The sequence below is a fragment of the Comamonas trifloxystrobinivorans genome, from assembly GCF_043359985.1.
Classification (GTDB): domain Bacteria; phylum Pseudomonadota; class Gammaproteobacteria; order Burkholderiales; family Burkholderiaceae_C; genus Comamonas; species Comamonas trifloxystrobinivorans.
The window spans coordinates 74,122-90,727 of the sequence record NZ_JBHZGV010000003.1 but is presented as its reverse complement, the minus strand read 5'-3'; the positions used below and the strand labels follow the sequence as shown (position 1 = coordinate 90,727).

General features: G+C 65.4%; 18 protein-coding genes. 2 read left to right on the top strand and 16 right to left on the bottom strand.

The window, feature by feature from the left end; genetic code table 11:
• Positions 1–12: 12 nt before the first annotated feature.
• Genes ACFIQF_RS03715 through ACFIQF_RS03705 form a run of 3 tightly spaced genes read right to left on the bottom strand, consistent with a single transcriptional unit; the run spans position 13 to position 2,816 of the window.
• A complete protein-coding gene (locus tag ACFIQF_RS03715) occupies positions 13–1,050 on the bottom strand; it encodes a branched-chain amino acid ABC transporter permease (protein WP_393940171.1) in 1,038 nt (345 codons plus the stop codon).
• Between the two features lie 12 nt (positions 1,051–1,062).
• On the bottom strand, positions 1,063–1,944 hold the full coding sequence (locus tag ACFIQF_RS03710) for a branched-chain amino acid ABC transporter permease (protein ID WP_393940169.1): 882 nt from the start codon (positions 1,942–1,944) through the stop codon (positions 1,063–1,065).
• Positions 1,941–2,816 (bottom strand): ABC transporter ATP-binding protein, encoded by an 876-nt coding sequence (locus tag ACFIQF_RS03705; protein ID WP_393940166.1) that lies wholly within the window; start codon positions 2,814–2,816, stop codon positions 1,941–1,943. Before ACFIQF_RS03705 ends, ACFIQF_RS03710 begins: the two co-directional genes overlap by 4 nt.
• 126 nt (positions 2,817–2,942) lie before the next feature.
• On the opposite strand from ACFIQF_RS03705, the gene ACFIQF_RS03700 reads away from it, so the two are divergent.
• Positions 2,943–3,728, top strand: a complete 786-nt coding sequence (locus ACFIQF_RS03700) for a TetR/AcrR family transcriptional regulator (protein ID WP_393940679.1) — start codon at positions 2,943–2,945, stop codon at positions 3,726–3,728.
• A 5-nt stretch (positions 3,729–3,733) separates the two neighbouring features.
• Here the strand turns inward: ACFIQF_RS03700 and ACFIQF_RS03695 are convergent, their stop codons facing one another.
• From ACFIQF_RS03695 to gspG, 11 genes are all read right to left on the bottom strand, one after another.
• Positions 3,734–4,018, bottom strand: a complete 285-nt coding sequence (locus ACFIQF_RS03695) for a hypothetical protein (RefSeq protein WP_393940163.1) — start codon at positions 4,016–4,018, stop codon at positions 3,734–3,736.
• 931 nt (positions 4,019–4,949) lie between these two features.
• The gene (locus ACFIQF_RS03690; protein ID WP_393940160.1) at positions 4,950–6,311 is read right to left on the bottom strand and encodes a GspE/PulE family protein; all 1,362 of its coding nucleotides are present in this window, start codon (positions 6,309–6,311) and stop codon (positions 4,950–4,952) included.
• A gap of 4 nt (positions 6,312–6,315) precedes the next feature.
• On the bottom strand, positions 6,316–8,616 hold the full coding sequence (gene gspD / locus ACFIQF_RS03685; protein ID WP_393940157.1) for a type II secretion system secretin GspD: 2,301 nt from the start codon (positions 8,614–8,616) through the stop codon (positions 6,316–6,318).
• Between the two features lie 132 nt (positions 8,617–8,748).
• Positions 8,749–9,552: a type II secretion system protein N gene (gene gspN / locus ACFIQF_RS03680; RefSeq protein ID WP_393940154.1), complete on the bottom strand. Its 804-nt coding sequence runs from the start codon at positions 9,550–9,552 to the stop codon at positions 8,749–8,751.
• A 10-nt stretch (positions 9,553–9,562) separates the two neighbouring features.
• Positions 9,563–10,105, bottom strand: coding sequence for a type II secretion system protein M (locus tag ACFIQF_RS03675; protein WP_393940151.1), 543 nt, complete (start codon positions 10,103–10,105; stop codon positions 9,563–9,565).
• Positions 10,102–11,349 carry a type II secretion system protein GspL gene (gene gspL / locus ACFIQF_RS03670; RefSeq protein WP_393940148.1) on the bottom strand — a complete coding sequence of 416 codons (1,248 nt, stop codon included), beginning with the start codon at positions 11,347–11,349 and terminating at the stop codon, positions 10,102–10,104. The genes ACFIQF_RS03675 and gspL overlap by 4 nt, the downstream gene beginning before the upstream one ends.
• A gap of 72 nt (positions 11,350–11,421) precedes the next feature.
• Positions 11,422–12,444 (bottom strand): type II secretion system minor pseudopilin GspK, encoded by a 1,023-nt coding sequence (gspK, locus tag ACFIQF_RS03665; protein WP_393940145.1) that lies wholly within the window; start codon positions 12,442–12,444, stop codon positions 11,422–11,424.
• On the bottom strand, positions 12,441–13,124 hold the full coding sequence (locus ACFIQF_RS03660) for a prepilin-type N-terminal cleavage/methylation domain-containing protein (RefSeq protein WP_393940142.1): 684 nt from the start codon (positions 13,122–13,124) through the stop codon (positions 12,441–12,443). The genes gspK and ACFIQF_RS03660 overlap by 4 nt, the downstream gene beginning before the upstream one ends.
• Before the next feature lie 2 nt (positions 13,125–13,126).
• Entirely contained in the window at positions 13,127–13,510 is a 384-nt protein-coding gene (gspI, locus tag ACFIQF_RS03655; protein WP_393940140.1) for a type II secretion system minor pseudopilin GspI, read from the bottom strand.
• A 5-nt stretch (positions 13,511–13,515) separates the two neighbouring features.
• Positions 13,516–13,965, bottom strand: a complete 450-nt coding sequence (locus ACFIQF_RS03650) for a prepilin-type N-terminal cleavage/methylation domain-containing protein (protein ID WP_393940137.1) — start codon at positions 13,963–13,965, stop codon at positions 13,516–13,518.
• 50 nt (positions 13,966–14,015) lie between these two features.
• The gene (gene gspG, locus ACFIQF_RS03645) at positions 14,016–14,471 is read right to left on the bottom strand and encodes a type II secretion system major pseudopilin GspG (RefSeq protein WP_393940134.1); all 456 of its coding nucleotides are present in this window, start codon (positions 14,469–14,471) and stop codon (positions 14,016–14,018) included.
• 55 nt (positions 14,472–14,526) lie between these two features.
• Between gspG and ACFIQF_RS03640 the strand changes: the two genes are divergently transcribed.
• Entirely contained in the window at positions 14,527–15,129 is a 603-nt protein-coding gene (locus ACFIQF_RS03640) for a type II secretion system protein N (RefSeq protein WP_393940131.1), read from the top strand.
• A gap of 19 nt (positions 15,130–15,148) precedes the next feature.
• On the opposite strand, the gene ACFIQF_RS03635 is transcribed toward ACFIQF_RS03640, so the two are convergent.
• Together ACFIQF_RS03635 and ACFIQF_RS03630 are read right to left on the bottom strand one after the other, a co-directional pair.
• On the bottom strand, positions 15,149–15,724 hold the full coding sequence (locus ACFIQF_RS03635) for a histidine phosphatase family protein (protein ID WP_393940129.1): 576 nt from the start codon (positions 15,722–15,724) through the stop codon (positions 15,149–15,151).
• On the bottom strand, positions 15,721–16,557 hold the full coding sequence (locus ACFIQF_RS03630; RefSeq protein WP_393940127.1) for an adenosylcobinamide-GDP ribazoletransferase: 837 nt from the start codon (positions 16,555–16,557) through the stop codon (positions 15,721–15,723). The genes ACFIQF_RS03635 and ACFIQF_RS03630 overlap by 4 nt, the downstream gene beginning before the upstream one ends.
• Positions 16,558–16,606: the final 49 nt, after the last annotated feature.

Below are 16,606 nucleotides of genomic sequence, written 5' to 3'. Positions count from 1 at the left end.
GGCCGAAGAAACTCAGTTGCGGAAGGGCCACAGGTGGAAGAACCGGCGCACGCGGCGCCACATTTCTGCGAGCCCCAGCGGCTCGAACACCAGAAAAGCGATGATCAGCCCGCCGAAGATGATCAGGCGCACGGGCGAGAGAAAGACGGTGAGCTCGGCGCCGCCGGGCAGCAGATCGACCACCAGCTTGAGCAGCTCGGGCACCATGGTCATGAACACCGCGCCCAGAATGCCGCCGAGGATGGAGCCCATGCCGCCGACGATGATGGCCGCCAGAAAGAAGATCGACATGGTGAGCGGAAAGCTCTCGGGCGTGACAACACGGAAGAAGTAGGCCCACAGGCCTCCCGCCACGCCGGCATAAAACGACGACAGGCCGAACGACAGCAGCTTGTAGCGCAAGAGCGGAATGCCCAGCACTTCGGCAGAAATATCGCGGTCGCGGATGGCGATGAAGGCCCGGCCGATGCGGGTGCGGAACAGGTTGGCCGCGCCCAGCAGCATCAGCAGCATGACGGGCACGATCAGCCAGTACAGGCGGAACGAGGTGTCCAGATCCAGCCCAAAGAAACGCGCTGGCTGCATGGAGATGCCGGCCGTGCCGCCCGTGAGTTTGAGGTTGGCAAACAGAAAGTGCGCGATGAAGGAAGCGGCAATCGTGGCAATCGCCAAATACAGGCCTTTGACGCGCAGCGATGGAATGCCGACGATGATGCCGCCCACCATGGCCACCACGCCGCCCACCACCAGGTTCAGCGCAAACGGTGTGCCCCAGCGGGTTTGCATGATGGCTACGGTGTATGCGCCCAGGCCCATGAAAGCCGCTTGGCCCATGCTGACCAGGCCGGTGTAGCCGGTGAGGATGTTGAGGCCGGTGGCACTGGCCACATTGATGGCGACCAGGCAGGCCAGGTAGAGCCAGTAATCGCTGGCCATAAACGGGAAGAGCACCAGCAGCGCGGCCGCAATGCCCAGCCAGATTTTTTGTGTGCGCGAATCGAACAGCGCCGCGTCCGCCACATAGCTTTCCTTGAGGGTTCCAATACGCATGGTGTTCAGCCCTTACAGACGTTCGATCTCGTGCGTGCCAAACAGGCCATAGGGCCGGATCATCAGGATCACGACCAGCACGACAAAGGTGGCCAGCAGCTTGTACTCGCCGCCCAGGTAGGCACCGGCCAGGGCTTCGACCAGGCCGATGATCAGGCCGCCGATCAGTGCGCCGAGCACGCTGTCGAGCCCGCCCACAATCACCACCACCAGCACCGACAGGCCGAACACGCCCATGCTCGACGAGATGCCGCCGATGGAGCCGACGATGATGCCGGAGATGGCCGCCAGCATGGCAGATACCACCCAGGCCAGCGAGAAGACGCGCGGCACATTGATGCCGACCGAGTAGGCGGCGGCCTGGTCGCTGGCGGTGGCGCGCAGGGCCACGCCGCCGCGCCAGAAACGGAAGATCAGCAGCACGGCTGCAATGAACACGGCTGCAATCACTGCGCCCCAGAAAACCTTGGGCGCTAGGAAAGCCTCGCCGATCATGATGGGCTCGGTGGGCATGAACTCGGGCAGGCGGCGCTGGTCGGCCGTCCAGATCATCTCGACCAGGCCGATCAGCACCGACGACAGGCCGACCGTGACCATGAACACCGAGATCGGTGGCTCGCCCAGCAGCGGGCGGATCATGGTGCGCTCGATCACCGCGCCCAGCAGACCGCAGGCCAGCACCGCCGCCGGAATGGCCAGCCACAAAGGCATGGCCCACATGGCGGCAAAGGTGAAGAACAGGTAGCCGCCGGCCATGAGCATTTCGCCAATGGCAATGTTCACCACCCGCGTGGCTTTGTAGACCATGACAAAGGCCAGCGCGGCCAGCGCGTACAAGCCGCCGCTGGCCAGGCCCGTGAGGCTGATTTCAAACAGATAGGCCCAATCCATCATGCGGCTCCTGCGCTGGCGGGCGCCTGGCTGGTTTGCGCAGCAGCTTGCAGTTTGCGGCGCAGCTCGCCTACATCTCCCGAGCCGAGGTAGGCGCGGCCCACTTCCGGATCGGCCTGCACCACGGCAGGCGTGCCCTGGGCGATGACCTGGCCGAAGTTGAGCACCACCACGTGGTCGCTCAAATCCATGACCATGCCCATGTCGTGCTCGACCATCAGCACCGTCACGCCCCATTCGGCGCGCACGTCGAGGATGAAGCGCGCCATGTCTTCGGTCTCTTCGCGGTTCATGCCGGCGACGGGTTCGTCGAGCATCAGAATCTGCGGCTGCATGGCCAGAGCTCGCGCCATTTCCACGCGCTTTTGCAGCCCGTAAGAGAGCGCGGCTACGGGCGCGTGGCGGATGTGGTCGATCTCGAGAAAATCGATGATGCGCTCTTCAATGTCGCGGCGCAGCTCGGCTTCTTCCTTGCGGGCGCGGCCTAGGTAGAACAGTGCATCGAACACATTGGTTTTGAGGTGCGCGTGGCGGCCGAGCTTGATGTTGTCGAGCACCGTCATGCCGCGAAACAGCGCAATGTTCTGAAAGCTGCGGCCCAGGCCCAGCTTGGCGCGCTGCGGTGCGGGAATGCGCGTGATGTCCTGCCCCTGGAAGCGGATGCTGCCGCTGGTGGGGCGGTAAAAACCCGAGATGGTGTTGAACAGCGAGGTTTTGCCCGCGCCATTGGGGCCGATGACGGCCGTGATCGAGCCCGGCTGCACGCCAAAGCCCACGCCGGACAGCGCCTTGACGCCGCCAAAGGCGAGCGTGACGCCATCCACCTGCAACAAAGGAGGCGGCGCGCTGGCGCCGCCCGGGTGCGTTGTCTCCATCGGTTTCCTCTACGGGTATGCTCGGAACGCGGGGTGATCTACTTTTGCGTAGACTCTTTACTCGTGAGTAGATTTTGAAGATGATGGATGGATACGGCATCGGTACTTTCCCCTGCCGACGAGGAGATGGCGATGGCAGCAACCGGGGCTACAACTGACAAACAAGCGCGCAAAGCGCCCGTGCGGCGCAAAGCCGTTGCCGCGCCTGCGCCCGCCCGCGAATCGCCCTGGCCGGCAGCTGCCAGCCGCGAAGAACAGCGCGAAGCCAAGCGCCAGGCGGTGCTGACCACGGCGGCGCAGCTGTTCAATGAGCGCGGCTTTCAGGCGACCTCGCTTGACGATATTGCGGCGCGCCTGAACGTGAGCAAGCCGACGCTGTACTACTACGTCAAAAACAAGGACGAGATCTTGCTGGAATGCGTGCGCCAGGGCCTGCACATGACGCTGGACGGCATTGAGGCATCGCGCCAGGCGGGCGGCAATGCGCTGGACCAGTTGCAGGCCTGCATGCGGGTGTACGCCAGCATCGTGATCCAGCCGTTTGGCACCTGCCTGATTCGCGTGGGCGACGAGCAAGTGCCCGCTGAGAGCCGCAAGGAACTGCGGCGCATGAAATCGGCCATCGACCAAGAGTTTCGCAAACTCGTGGCGCTGGGCATGGAGCAAGGCCTGCTGCGCCCCTGCGACCCGAAGATGGCCGCCTTTGTGATTGCCGGCGCGCTCAGCTGGCTGGGCCGCTGGTACCAGGAAGGAGGCGAGTACACCGCCGACGAGGTGATTGACCAGTGCATCGACCAGTTGCTGGCCGGCGTGTTGTTGCCCGCGCCTGCCGCAGTTGCAGCACCTGCCAGGCGGGTTGCGGCGCGTAAGACTGCTGCTGCGCCGCGCCAAGCATCCTCAAAAAAAGCCTGATGCAGTCAGCGGCGGCGAGCAATCTCGCGCGCGCAGACAATCGCCATCAGAATGCCCCACAGCAGCACCATCAACGCTGTCGCCAGGTACTGCTCGCCTTTCTGCATGGCCACCCACGAGCCCGCCAGCGCCGCTAATGCAACCACGCGCATGACACGGCGCAACTGGGTAGGTTGCAGCCGTTCTTTGAGCTGCCACAACACGCCCAGCGACACCACGGCCAGCGCAGTAAAGAGCAGAAAAAGCGAGCCGCCGTAGGGCGCGGCAAATTGGGTGAGCGATTCAATCATGGGCGGGATTGTCGCAAAGCGGCGGTGGGCGCTTTGTGGGGGAAATACGGGAATTGGGGTTTTGGCCTGCCTGGCGGCAGGGGTGAGTGCGTGGTGAGCATTCGTGGCCACTGCGGAGAGGTCTGCGCTTTGCGCAGATTTGGTAGGCAGTTTTCTAACTGTCTTTCGTGGGCATTGCATGCAGCTGCTGGCCGGGGTGGTGGTGGATGTGTAGTGGTGCGCGCCCGTTTTCTCTGCGAAGACGTCTGCGCTTCGCGCAGATGCCGGGATGTGCGCCCGGCGGCGCAGTCACTTTCATTGCGCCGCCAATGAAAGTAACCAAAGCAAGGCGGCCCCTGCTGCCTGCGTCCCTTTGAATTTCGCTTTGGCGAAATTCAAGAGGGCAACCTGCGAGTGCTCGGGCGTGGCCTGCACCGTGAAACTCACTGCGAGCCAAAGGCTCTCCGTTCAAACAGACACGGTGAGTCAGAGCACGAAGCAGTTGCACTCTGCGGTGCAACTGCCAGCCCACGCCCTGTGCTCCTCGGCGCATGCAAAAGGGGTGGGGGCGGGATAGCTTCTTGGATGAACGGGTGTCGTTAACGATGGCTGGTAGTTTCAGCTCCCTCCTGCGGGAGAAGGGGTAAAACCGCGCAGCTCTAGCAGGCTGTTGGCTGTTCCTCCACCCCTTCGAGCGCAGGTTGCCGCGAAAGATTCGCTTTGCGAAGCTTTCGGGGACGCTGGATGTAGGGCACGTTTCTTTGCCTTCTTTCTTCTGGGCCGGCACACCGGACGTGCAGCAAGAAAGAAGGTCGCCCGCCGGGGCGAAATCCCGGCATCTGCGCAAAGCGCAGAAGTCCCGAGCAAAGGGCGCAAAAGCTCGCCACTACGCACCCGAAGCATCAAGCGCAGCACGCGACAACGTGCCCGAAGCGGCACGCCACCGCTTCCCTCAATCGCGTGTAACCCGCATCACCTCTTCCGCGCTGGTCACACCTTCGCGGACCAGTCGCTCGCCGTCCTCGCGCATCAAATGCATGCCGGCTGCCAGCGCGGTGTTGCGGATCTCCGCTTCTGGCGCTTGGGCGTGGATTTGGGCGCGGATGGATTCGTCCACCACCAGCAGCTCGAAGATGCCGGTGCGGCCGCGGTAGCCGCTGGGTTCGCTGTCGTCGAGGCGGCGTACCAGGCGCTGGGCTAGCACGCCGAGCAGCGACGATGACAGCAGGAAGGGCTCTACGCCCATGTCGGTGAGGCGGGTGATGGCGCTGGTGGCGTCGTTGGTGTGCAGGGTGGCGAGCACCAGGTGGCCGGTGAGCGAGGCCTGGATGGCGATTTGCGCGGTTTCGAAATCGCGGATTTCGCCGATCATGATGATGTCCGGGTCTTGGCGCAGGATGGCGCGCAAGGCCTTGGCGAAGCTCAGGTCGATCTTGGGGTTGACCTGGGTTTGGCCGATGCCGGGCAGCTCGTACTCGATCGGGTCCTCCACCGTCATGATGTTGCCCTGGCTGGCGTCGAGCTGGCTCAGCGCCGCGTACAAGGTGGTGGTTTTGCCCGAGCCGGTGGGGCCGGTGACCAGCACGATGCCATGTGGCTGCGCAATCAGGTTTTCGAAGCGGCGCAGGGTTTCGCCTTGCATGCCGACCGAGGCCAGGCTGAGCTTGGATTCGCTCTTGTCGAGCAGGCGCAGCACGGCGCGCTCGCCGTGGGCGCTAGGCAAGGTGGAGACACGCACGTCGATGGCGCGGGTGCCCAGGCGCAGGCTGATGCGGCCGTCTTGCGGCAGGCGCTTTTCCGAGATGTCGAGGTCGGCCATGATCTTCAGGCGCGAGATCAGGGCGGCGTGCAGGGCGCGGTGCGGTTGCACCACTTCGCGCAGCGTGCCGTCAATACGGAAACGCACGCTGGAGTGGCGCTCGTACGGCTCGATGTGGATGTCTGAAGCACCGTCGCGTGCGGCCTGCGTGAGCAAGGCGTTGAGCATGCGGATGATGGGCGCATCGCCGGCCGATTCCAGCAGGTCTTCCACTGCCGGCAGCTCTTGCATCATGCGCGAGAGGTCGGTGCCTTCTTCTACCTCGCTGATCACGGTGGCGGCGTTCGACTCGTTGTGCGAGTAGGCGGCGCTGATGCGCTGGGCCAGTTCGGCATCGGGAAGTTGCGCCAGGTGCTGCACCGGGTATTTGCGCAGCACTTCGGACAGCGCGGCGCTGTTGGGTTGCAGGCCGTGCCACAGCAGGTGCTGGCCGGCGTCTTCTTCCAGCAGCAGCTGGCTGCTGCGGGCGAATGCGTAAGGGAGCGGGTGGCGCATGGTGTCAGGGCTCGAAGCGCATGCCACGCGGCGTGACGGTCAGCGGCATGGATTCGACCACGGGCAGCTCCGAGTAGCCCAGGGGCACGCCCGAGGTTTGCTGCTGCGCGGGCGTGAGGATCGCCGACTCGTTGATCGGCACCATGGTGCTTTGCTCGGGCTGGTTGGTCATCTGGATGCCGCGGATCAGGTCGTAGCGGTCCAGGCTGACCTGGCGCGTGGTGTCGGCGTCGCGCATGACGACTGGGCGCAGAAACACCATCAGGTTGGTCTTTTTACGCGTGCGGCTGTCGCTGCGGAAGAGCGCGCCGATGCCGGGCAGATCGCCCAGATAGGGGATTTTCTGCACCGAGCCGGAGTACTGGTCTTGCAGCAGACCGCCAATGACGATGATGGCGCCGTCGTCCACCAGCACCGTCGATTCGATGGCGCGCTTGGTGGTGGAGGGGCCGTTGTTGTCCTTGGCGGTGTCCTGGATGATGTTCGAGGTTTCCTGGTAGATGGTGAGCTTGACCGTGCCGTTGGCATTGATCTGCGGGCGCACGCGCAGCGTCAGGCCCACGTCTTTGCGCTCCACCGTGGTGAAGGGGTTGGCCGTGCTGGTGTTGCTGCTGGTGGCGTAGGAGCCGGTGACGAAGGGGCGGTTTTCGCCCACCAGAATCTGCGCTTCCTGGTTGTCCAGGGTCAGCAGGTTGGGGGTGGCCAGAATGTTGCCGTCGGCATTGGCGTGCAGCAGGTTGGCCAGCGCTCCCAGCACATAGTCACCATTGTGTTTGAAGGCCAGGCCCAGGTTCATGCCCGGGCTGGGCAAGGTGCTGGAGCTGTAGTTGCCAGCGGCGATGCCGGCCGCCATGTTGAACAGGTTGGTGCCGCCAACGGTGAAGTTGTTGCCGATGACGCCAACCACGCTGCCGTTCTGGCCCAGCAGGCTTTGCCACTGCACGCCAAACTGGGCGGCCTTCTCGGCGCTGACTTCGACGATCAGGCCTTCGACCAGCACCTGGGCGCGGCGGCTGTCGAGCTGGTCGATGACGGCGCGGATCTGGCGGTACAGCGGCTCGGGCGCGGTGATGATGAGCGAGTTGGTGGGCACGTCGGCCTGGATGATGCCGCCGGTGGCGCTGCCGGTCTCAGGCGAGCTGCTGAGGCCGCTGCCGGTGTTCAGGCGCGCGCCCGAGCCCAGCGAGCCGTTGCTGCTGGAGCTGGTGCCCAGGCTGCCGCTGGTGCTGCCACCGATGGTGGTGCCGCGGTTGTTGTTGCTGAGCCCGCCGCTGCTTGAGAGGTTGGTGGCGGGGCTGACGCCGCCGCCCGCATCTTGCCCGGCCGACAGCGCGGCGCGCAAGGTGGTGGCCAAAGCCGTGGCATCGGCATTGCGCAGGTAGACCACGTGGATGTTGCCGGTGCCCGATTCGTCGCCACGGCTCGGGGTATCAAGGCGGCGGATAAAGGCCTTGGCCTGCTCCAGGCGCGCCGGGTTCGAGGCGCGCAACAACACGCTGTTGGTGCGGCTGTCGGCCAAGATGGTGGTGCGGTACGAGCTGTCCGTCTGCGCCTGCGGCTGGCCGGCGCTGCCGGTGCTGCCCAGGGTGACGCCGCCTTCCACCAGGCGCTGCAGCATGGGCACGATTTCGCTGGCAATGGCGTGGCGCAGCGGCACGATTTCCACGTCGCTGGCGGTAGACACATCCATCGACGCGATGATGCGCGAGAGCCGCTGCAGGTTGTCCGCGTAGTCGGTGATGATGAGCGCGTTGCTGCCGGGGTTGACGTTGATGGTGTTGTTGGGGCTGATCAGCGGGCGCAGCACGGGCACCAGGTTGTTGGCGCTTTCGTAGTTGAGCTTGAAGATCTGCGTCACGATCTGGCCGCCGCCGGGCGTTTGGCCACCAGCGCCACCCTGGGTGATGCGCACGGTGCCGCTTTGCAGCTTGGCATCGGCCTCGGGCACCACTTTGTACAGACCGGCGGCTTCCACCACGGTATAGCCTTGCAGGCGCAGCGCGGCCAGAAACTGTTCAAACGCAGCTGCCGGCGAGACGGCTCGGTCGGTGACCAGGTTCATCGTGCCTTTGACCCGCGGGTCTACCACCACGCTTTTGCCGGTGATAGTGGCCATGGTGCGCGCGATGGATTCAATGTCGGCGTTGGCAAAGTTCAGTGTGACGGGCTCGCCCGGGCGCACGCTGGCCGTGGCGGCGTTGATCTGGGTCTGGGCCTGAAGACTGCTGCCGTTTCCCATCAACAGGATGCTGGCTGCCAAGGTGTGCAGCGCAAATCGAAAGCTGTGCTGTTTGAGATTTTTCATAGATTCAGTCATTCATGTCGCAGCGCAAAAACTGGCGCACACCAACCGCGAAACAGCCCCTGCAGCGTCTGGCTGCGGGGCGGTCTTCCCTCTCTGGGTGGCGCAAAGCGAAGCATGGCGGATTGCATTGGTTTAGCCCACGGAGAGCAGCACGCGCTTGCCGCTGCGCTGCCCAATCATAGTCAATAGATTGGCGAGGGCCGCTTCGCGCCCCTCGGCCGCCCAGGCCTCGCCCTGAAAGCGCAGGCGCTGGCCCACCCACTGGCCCTGGCCTTGCAGTTGCAGGGCGCCGTCGAGCGTGGACAGTTGCAGCGATGTCATGTCGCCACCTTCGATGCGCACCCGGTAGCTGCCCAGCGGCTGGAGGGTGGACAGGCGCGAGGTGACGGCCATCACGTCCAGATCGGCGCTGCCGCCCACTTGCAGGCGCCCGGCGTTCAAGGCCAGCGACAGGTTCTGGGTTTTGAGCAGCAACTGGCCTTGGGGCTGGATGGTGTTCCACGGCGTGCCCAGGCCGGTCAACAAAGCGGCCGGCCATTGGCTTTGGTGGGTGGCCAGGGTGATGGTGGCGCCGCCCCAGCGCGGTTGGATGCGGATGGGCAGCGGCTGCGCCATGCAGCAATCGGCGTTCCAGCGCATGGCCAAAGCGGTCAGGCCCGGGCGCATTTGCCAGCTGACGCGGCCGGGCAGCGCCATCTGGTCGCGGCTGGCGTTGCCGCCGGTCAGCACCCATTGGGCCGAGCCGTTCCACACCGTGCCACGCGGCTCGCGCAATTGCAGCTGGCCCTGGGTGGCCCAGGCCAGGCCATTGGCCAACCAGTACGCAGGCGCGTAGCCCACCAAGGCTGTTGCGCCGCCGATGCACGCGCCAGCCAGCGCCCAGCGCCAAGGCGCACGCGCCTTGTTGTTGTGGGGGGTGGGGCGGAGCCAGGCCATGCTTGCGTGCCTACTGCGCTGGCAATTGCAGCACGATGCTGCCCGACCAGGTGGGCGCAGCAGGCGCTGCCGGGTTGTTGCGGTTCAGGCGCAGCTCGGTGGGAATGGCGTGCGCATTGGCGCGCACTTGCGCCAGCCAACGCTGTGTGGCCACTGCTGGGGCGTTGTTGAGCGTGATGGTGACGCGGTCGCCCACCACCGCCAGTTTGGCGCTGGGGCCGACTTGCTGGTTGAGTGAGCTTTCCAGTTGCTGGCGCGATTGGCTCGCCGTCAAGGTGGTAGCGGTTTGCAGCTGGCGGGCCTCGGCCTGCAGCGCCTGCATGCGGGCCAGTTCGGTATCCAGGCGTGTGTGTTCAGCCGGCGCGCTGCGCCAGGTTTGCAAAACTGGCGCCAGGGCCAGCCACCAGAGCAAGGCCAGCAGCACTACGGCAGCGGCCAGGCTGATGCCACGGCGCTCGCGGGTGTCCAGCGCTTGCCAGCGTTGGCGCAAGGCGGTGGTGGCGGCATTGCTGGAGCTGTGGTTGGCGTTGGTGCGCGACGGGTTTTTCTTCATGGCTGTCCCTCGGAGCGAACCACCCATTGGTCGTTTTGCATGTCGGCGCGCAGGCCCAGGGTTTGCAGCTTCTGGCGGAAGGCGTCAAAACCGTCGCTGGGCAAACCGCGCAAGCGCAGCTCTTTGTTGCTGTATTCGATGTGGCTGGGCACGCTGCCAGGCACCAGGCTGGCCAGCGCCTGGCCGCTGGCGGCCAGCAGTGGTTCGGCATCGCTCTGGGTGAGCCCGCCCGAGGCCTGGCGCAGGTTGGCTACTTCGCGGGCCATTTGCACCGGCGCATCTACCACCACTTGTACCTTTGGGAAGGTGGTAGTGAGCGTGTTGCGCACCAGCGCGGCCTTGGCCTGCAGTTGCTGGCGCTCTTGCCAGGCCCAGATGTTGGCGCCCAGCAAAGCAATCAGCAGCAGGGCGGCAACGCCCCAGCGCGCCGGTTTCCAGGCGGGCGCGTACAGCACGCCGTTGAGGCCGCTGCCCAGGCGGCGCTGCAGGCGGTTGCGGCCGCTGTTGGCGAATTCGAGCTGGGCCAGATCCCAATCGCTGCGGGCAGCGTCCAGCATGGTCTGGGCCAGTGGGTACAGGCGCATGGGGCGCTGTAGCAGTTGTTCGGCGGTGCTGACCACGGCCGGTTCGGCGTGGATAACAGTGTCGGGCCCCAGCTCGGGCAACAGCGGCACGGCGTCGCGCGAGAGCGGCAGCACCAGCACGGCGCTTTCGTGATTGGCGGCACCGTACACCACGGCTTGTGGCCATTCCGGGCTGCCGGTGATGAGGAGCTGCGCGCCATCGGGCGAGGCCTCGCCCGGTGCATGGCTGGGCACCACACGGCTGACGGCGCGGCCGGCGGCTTCCAGCACTTGCAGATGTTCTTGCAACCAGGCGCGTGGGCAGCAGGCCACCCAGAGGGCTTCGCCGTGGCTGGCATCGGGTTGCAAGGCAAAGTGCAGCTGGGCCGGGTCGTCCAGCAGGCGCTCTTCCAGCAGGCCTTCGAGCACGGCACGCAAGCGGGGCGAGCTTGGGCCCACGCCTTGCGGCAGGCTGGCGCGTTGCCAGGACAGCATGGCGGCGGGCACCACGGCCACCACTTCGCCTGTGCGCCCCGGTTGCGGCAACAGGTCGACGCTGGTGCTGCCTTGCTGGCTGATGGCTTCGCCGTCGGGCGACAAGGCATAGCTGTAGCTGGGCGCCGAGCCGGCTCCCCCGTCCAGGCCCTGGGCCAGCGGCAGTGAAATCAGTAAGGTACTCATGAGCGTGTTGTGCGCTGCATTGTAGAGGGCTGGCGTTGGGCTGCTGGTAATCGGACGGTCATATCGCGGGCTTCATGGGCTGGTCGGGCTGCTGGCGGCGTCGCCCATCACCGTGGCGGGCATGGCCGCGCCGCGCTCTCGCAGCACCGTAAAGTGCTTGTAGCCTTGGCGATAGACCAGCGATTTCTCTTGCACCACCAGATTGTCGAAGCGCAAGCGCACCCAGACTTCAAAGTAGTTGGTGTTGATGCTGAGCAATTTTTGGGCGTTGTTGATGGACACGTTGTCGGGGTACAGCTTGGTCAGTTGCCCTAGGTCCTCGAAAGCCCGGTTCTGCCGCCGCTGCACGATCTCTTGCGCGGTGGCGAAGTCGATACCGTCAATGGCCGCCCAGATCACCGTGGCAGAAGCCGTGTTGATGTTCACCCGGCTTTCCTTTGTAGGCAGCAGCGTGACATAAGGCTCCAGCGCCGCCAGCGTAGCGGGCGACAGACCCCACCAGGCCAGCTCTTTGTAGGTGCGCGGCTGCAAGGGCGCGTTGTTGCCGCCTTTGCCGTCGCCGCGCATCGAAGCCAGTGCTTGCTGGCGCAGCAAGGTCAGCTCGGCACCGGGCAGGCCCAGGCGCTCGAACAGGCGCTCGAACTGCCGCACCGCTGTGGGATCGAGGCTGTCAGGGCGGGCCAGGTTGCGGATATTGAGCCGAGCTTGCGCATCAACAATTGCACCCGACAAAAAAGCCTGAGCGGCGTCGATGCTGGAGTCATCGACATTGCTCTGGTTGTTGGTGGCTTGCAAGAACGTGCTCAGGCGCGCTTCGGCCAGTGGCACCGACCAGGGCTCGGCGAGCGAATCCACGCCGCCGTTGCGGGCGTCCTGGCGCAGCACCTGGCGCGAAAAATCCAGGCCGCTGAGCAGCAGCCAGGCCGCTTGCACGCGGGTACGTTCAGCATCTTCCACTTCGAGATTGCGCCATTGCTGCCACACCGCACTGGCGGCAATGGTGGCCACCAGCGTGACGGTGAGCATGGCGGCCAGCAAGGCAGCGCCGCGCTGAACACGACGTGGCCAGTGCCAACGGCGGCTGGCGCGCATCATGATTTATTGCCCCCCAGAATGGGGTTGACCCAGTCGCTGGTGATGGTGCCCGAGAGCGCGCCCGGCGCTGGCAGCTCCAGGCTCAGGCGCACGCCATCGGGCACAACCACCGAGGTGGGAGTGTTCACGTCGTTAGGCGTAGTGCTGGTGCTGCTGGACAGCGGGTTGCTCCAGCTGTTGCCGCGGAAGTAGAGCAGCTGCCAGTTGCGCACGGGCATCAGCACCGTGGGCTGCGAGGCGTCGGCATTGCCGCTGAGCGTGCTGTTGGTGACGGTGTGGTGTGCGGTTTGCCAGGCTTGCTGCCACTCTTGCCGGGTGCGTGCAGGCGGCGATTGCCAGCGCACCCAGTAGTTGCGGCCTTGTACGTTGCGCACCGTCCAGCTGACGACGCGCAGGCCTTGCTCCTGGATGTCGCTGCTGCGGCGGGTGATGCGCAGCACGCGGCCGTCCCATTCAATCGGCGTGGTTTGCGCCACCAGCTCAATCGCGTTCAGATCCGTGTTCCACTGCGCCAGCGCGGCCTGGGCCACCATGACTTCTTCGCTGTAGCTGCGCGCTTGCTCTTGCGCGCGCACCATGCCGTCTATGCCGCGCCAGCTGGCCACCGTCATCACCGCCAGAATCGCAACCGCGATCAGCAGCTCAATGAGCGTAAAGCCTTGGGAAGCGTTGCGGCGCATGCTCAGTACCGCCCAACGATGGTGGTCACGCGCAGCAGTGGCGTGTTGCCGTCAAACACATGCGCGTCGATACGGCGGAAATCCGGGTTGGGCGTGGGGAACACGCCCACACTCACATCAAAGCGGCGGCCTGCTTGCTCGCAAGGCACGCTGGTGGTGCCCAGGCCGGGCAACTGCTGCGACAGGCGGGCGGCGGCCAACTGGTTTTCGGCGCACAACTGCGCCAGCATCACATCGCTTTGGCGGCCGGCAGTTTGCGTGAGGGCGTTCATGGCCTTGCCGCCAGCCAGCAATGCAATGGCCACAATGGCCAGCGCCACCAGCACCTCGATCAAGGTAAAGCCGCTGGCGAACCAGCGCGGCGACAGGGGCGGCTGCTTGCTCATGGGCATCAAGGCGCCTGCACGGCAAAGGGGCGCACGCCGTCGGTCGCCACGGCCACGGCAGTGGCATTGCGGCCGGGATAGCTGATGATGATGGTTTGCGGGCCTATCAACGGCTCGGGGCCGAGCACGATATCACCGCTGGTGCGCAAGGCCACCGGCGCTTGCAGCCAGTTGGCGCGGCGGGTGCCGCCTTGCAGACCTTCGACCAAGAAACCATTGCCGTCGGCGCGCCAGCGTGCGGGCTGGCCACTGGCGCGGGATTGGGCGCGCGCGGCTTCCAGCTGCGCAGCCAGGCGCTGGCCTTCGCGCTGCAACTGGTCTTGGCTGTTGTCGCCAATGGCGAACACCACGCCTGCGCTCACCAGCGCCATCAGCGCAATGACGACGAGCAACTCCACCAGCGTAAAACCGTGCAGGCTTTGCCGAGGTGAGGTTGGGCGTAAAAAAGGAGTCATCTAAAGCGCAGGCGCCGCGCAGTCCCTGCGCAAAGCAGCCTGCCGGTCTATCACTGCCAGCTGCCGATATCGGCGTTGTTGCCTTCGCCGCCCGATTGGCCGTCGGCACCAAAGCTCATCACATCCACTTCGCCGCGCACGCCGGGGTTCAGGTACTGGTAGGAGTGGCCCCAGGGGTCGTTGGGCAGCTTTTCCAGATAGGGCTTCCAGTTCATGGGCTGCGGGCCGCTGGTGGGGCGGTTGATCAGCGCGGCCAGGCCTTGCTCGGCGGTGGGGTAGCGCTGGTTGTCGAGGCGGTAGCGCTTCAAGGCGCCCATGATGTTGGTGACGTCGGTGCGCGCTGCTGTCACGCGCGCCTCATCTGCCGCGCCAATGACGTTGGGCACGATCAGCGCCGCCAGCACGCCGATGATGACCAGAACCACCATCAGCTCGATCAGGGTAAAGCCGCGTTGGACGCTGGCTTGGGCGCGGCGCACAGCCGGCAGCAGGCGATTGGAAAACATGGTGCTCTCTGGGCAAAGTTTCGGAAGTGACATCTGCGTGCATCATAATCTGCGAATGGTGACACTCACGCGCAACCCCTGGTCTCCTCGGCTCGCTGCCGGCCTTTTATGGGCCGGCGCTGCGGCATTGGCCGTGTTCTGGGGGCTCAAATTGTCGGCCCCGCGCCAAGTGACTGCTGTGCCGCAGGCCGGTGGCAGCAACCAGGTGCAAGCCGATGGCGCAGCCATGGCACGCCTGTTTGGTGTGCAAGACAACGCGCCCGTTACGGCAACCGTGGCGCCCACGCGCTGGCGTCTGCTGGGCGTGATGGCGGGCAAAGACAGCGGTGGCGGCGCAGCCGTGATCGCGGTGGACGACCAGCCGGCCAAGGTTTTCCGCGTGGGCAGCACCGTGATCGACAACCTGGTGCTGCAAGCGCTGAACGGCGACAGCCCGCGCGCAGTAAGCCTGGGCTACATCACCGACGGCCCGGCCATCGTCTCGCTGGAGCTGCCGCCCGTTCGCGCTATTGCCGCTGCCAGCACGGCGGCACCAGCCGTCTTGACGCCTAATCCGGGCGTGGTGCCTGCGCCGCCTCCGCCAGGGCCGGCTCCCGTGCCACCGCCTGCCGTGGGCGCGCCGAACATGGACCACAGCACCGGCGTATTGCGCGATTGAGCGTAGCTTGGGTCGGCCGTCAGCGCAGCGGCAGCCGCAACCATTCTCCGTAAGCAAGTTTCACCGAAGGCCAGTCTTTGGCACTGGGCTCGCGCTCGCCACGCGTGACCAGCCAGTGCGCGCACTGCACCACGCCGGCATGGGTTATCCACAGCACGGGGCGGCCTGTTGCTGCGGCCTGGGTTTGCGCGGCTGCCAACGCGGTTTGTACGCGGCCCATCATCTGCGCCAGCGACTCGCCGCCGCCGGGCGCGTAGTGCCAGAAGTCTGCCGTCCAGGCATCGATTTCGCTGCGCGCAATATCGTCCCAGCGCAGGCCTTCCCAGGCACCAAAATCCATTTCTGCCAGGGCTGGCTCGACATGGGTCGTCAGTTCAGGAGCAAGTGCTTGCAGGGCAAGCGCCAGTTGCTCACATCTTTGTAGCGGTGAGTGCCACAGAGTCAACGGATCAGGCAGTTCCGCTTGCCAAGCCGCCAGCAGTTGTTTCGCCGCCTCGGCGGAGGCCTTGTCGTCGGCCGCCATATCGCTGCGGCCATAGCAAGTGCCCGCTGCCACCAAAGGCTGGGCGTGGCGCTGCAGCCAGAGGGCGCTCATCCCAGCACCTTGGCGAGCCAGGCGCCCAGCGGCCCCAGCGATAGCGCAGCGCCCAGGTAAAAAGCAATCTCGCTGACTTGCTCGATGGCGCCCAGACCGTCGCCGGTAAAGCCTTGCAGGCGGCGCTGCAGCCACTGGCGCATCCACAACGCTACTGCGGCGCTCAGCACCAGCGCTGGCAGCAGCATGGCCCAGCCTTGCCAGCAGGCGAGCAAAGCGACAGCGGGCAAGGCCCAGATGCAGCACGCCACCAGGCCTTGGCGGCTGATGAATTCGGCCAGCGGCTTGCTTTTGGATTTGGCGGTGTCGCCCACATGCGGCAGGCTGCGCACCACAAACATGGGCCAGAGCCGGGCGATGACATGGGCGCCGATGAGCGCCGTCAGCGCCAGCTGCAGATGGTGGCTGGCCAGCAAGGCGATCAAGGCCACTTTGCTGAGCACGGCCAGCACCATGGCCATGGCACCGTAGGCGCCGATGCGCGAGTCTTTCATGATGTCGAGCGCGCGCTCGCGCTCGTAGCTGCCGCCCAGGCCGTCGATCACATCGGTCAGTCCGTCTTCGTGAAAGCAGCCGGTGAGCAATACGGTTGCCAGGGTGCTGAAGATGGCGGCCACCAGCGGTGTGTAGGCGTTGCCGGCTGGTAGCAGCAGGTAAACGGCGGCCAGCACGCCCGCGCCTACCAGGCCCACGATCCAGCCCACGCCGGGGAAATGCCCGGCGCTGGCACGCAGCATTTGCGGGCTGTAGCCAACCCATTCGGCCAGGCGGCCGGTGACGGGGATGCGGGTGAAAAACTGCACGGCCAGCAAAAAGTGGCGGATGGCTTGCATGTTGTGGTTGCCTGGCTGCGGAAAAAAGAAACTGCCAGCGCCGGATGGT